The organism is Leisingera sp. F5 (genome assembly GCF_001593695.1).
Window position 1 is genome coordinate 1 of record NZ_LUKH01000756.1, and the last position, 1725, is coordinate 1725.

The window sequence follows — 1725 nt, forward strand, 5'->3', positions numbered from 1 at the left end:
CTGTTCGGCTACTTTCCAACTTATAGCTTGGGTAATGTCTATGCCGGCTGCCTGTATCAGGCGCTGCGTAGGGATGTTCCGGGGCTGGATGCACAACTTGCCGAGGGTGAAACCGGGGGGGCAACAATCTGGCTGAAGGAAAACCTCCAGCAGCATGGCGGATTGCGCAGCCCGCGGAATACGATCATTCATGCGGCGGGAATGGAGCCGGGGCATCAGCCGCTGCTGGCCTATCTGGAAGAGAAGTTCAGCACGATCTACGATCTCTGAATATCGAGCTGTATCCAAGCCCAAACCCGTCAACGGGCAGCGGAAAATCTGCTGCCCCGGAAATGCCGTATTTTATGGATATTCTCAGACTCTCTTGGGGATGTGAGTAAGAGAGTAAACCGATGCATACAGCCGTAGCTTATCTGATTTTTGCCAGCTTTGTTTTGGCACCTAGTCTGATCTGAGGCGTAAACGCTCAGATCAGGGCCATCCGCTCCGCCCGCTCAGGATCCGGGAAGGGACGGTAAAGGCCGGTCTCCGACGTGGAGATCAGGGCCGTGACATGTGAATAGAGCTTTTCTACCTCCTCGTCATGTTCGCCCAGAACACGGAAAGCCTGATCCAGCTGGGTCATGTCCTTGAATTCGATTTCCAGCAGAAAATCACGGCACTTGTCGCTGGCGAGGTTCAGCTTGCGCCGCAGCAGGCGCCAGCCCAGGATCACGCCGCGCTCCTGCAGGTAGCTCATCCATTGGTCAACTGCGCTGGCAAAGCTCAGCGCCTTGGCTTCGTGATGCAGATCGATGGAGCATTGATAGAGGTTCATGGGACGATCCCTTGGAATAAACAGCTCAAGCGATAGTCTGGCACAGAAAGATTAGGCAGCGGTTAAACATAAGAACGCCGCCCAGGTGATCCAGGGCGGCGCTGCTTTAGTCAAGCTGGGTGGCAGGGCTATTCTTCGCCGCCGCCGTCTTCCTCTTCGCCGTTTTCGGCAATCCAGGCGACAGACACGACTTCCTCACCCTTGCCGGTGTTGAACACGCGGACACCGCCGGCCGAGCGGGACCGGAAGGAAATGCCATCCACCGGCACCCGGATCGACTGGCCCTTGGAGGTAGCCAGCATGATCTGGTCGTCCATCTCGACGGGGAAGGAGGCGACGATCTCGCCGCCGCGCATCGCCTTGTCCATCGCCGTCACACCCATGCCGCCGCGTCCGCGCACCGGATAATCATGCGAGGAGGACAGCTTGCCCGAACCGCCCGCGGTGATGGTCAGGATCAGGTTTTCCGCCGCCGACATTTCCGCATAAAGCTCAGTCGAGAAATTCGGATCCTCCACGGCATCCTCGTCCGTGGTTTCCGCATCGTCGGTCAGGCCGGCCATCGCCCGGCGCATCTTGAGGTAAGCAGTGCGCTGTTCCGGTGTGTATTTAGAGTGCCGGATCACGGACATGGAAACCACCCGGTCCTCGCCGCTGAGGCGGATGCCGCGCACACCTGTGGATTCGCGCGAGTTGAACACCCGCACATCGGTGGAGCGGAAGCGGATCGCGCGGCCCGAGTCGGTGAACAGCATCACGTCATCATCTTCCGAACAGATCCGCACGTTCACCAGCTGAACCGACCCGTCCTCTGGCAGTTTCATGGCGATCTTGCCGTTGCGGCGGACATTGGTGAAATCCGACAGCCGGTTGCGGCGCGCGTCACCGCCGCTGGTGGCAAAGACCAC

2 protein-coding genes and 1 pseudogene are annotated in these 1725 nt (G+C 59.0%); 1 reads left to right on the forward strand and 2 read right to left on the reverse strand.

Annotation, left to right across the window (positions count from 1 at the left end; genetic code table 11):
* Positions 1-270 (forward strand): annotated as a pseudogene (locus tag A2I95_RS35590) (carboxypeptidase M32); the annotation flags it as partial.
* A gap of 196 nt (positions 271-466) precedes the next feature.
* Here the strand turns inward: A2I95_RS35590 and A2I95_RS35595 are convergent.
* Positions 467-817: a DUF6614 family protein gene (locus tag A2I95_RS35595; protein WP_027258876.1), complete on the reverse strand. Its 351-nt coding sequence runs from the start codon at positions 815-817 to the stop codon at positions 467-469.
* 128 nt (positions 818-945) lie between these two features.
* Positions 946-1725, reverse strand: a 780-nt coding sequence (locus A2I95_RS35600; RefSeq protein ID WP_291737265.1) for a DNA gyrase C-terminal beta-propeller domain-containing protein, incomplete at its 5' end; no start/stop codon positions are given.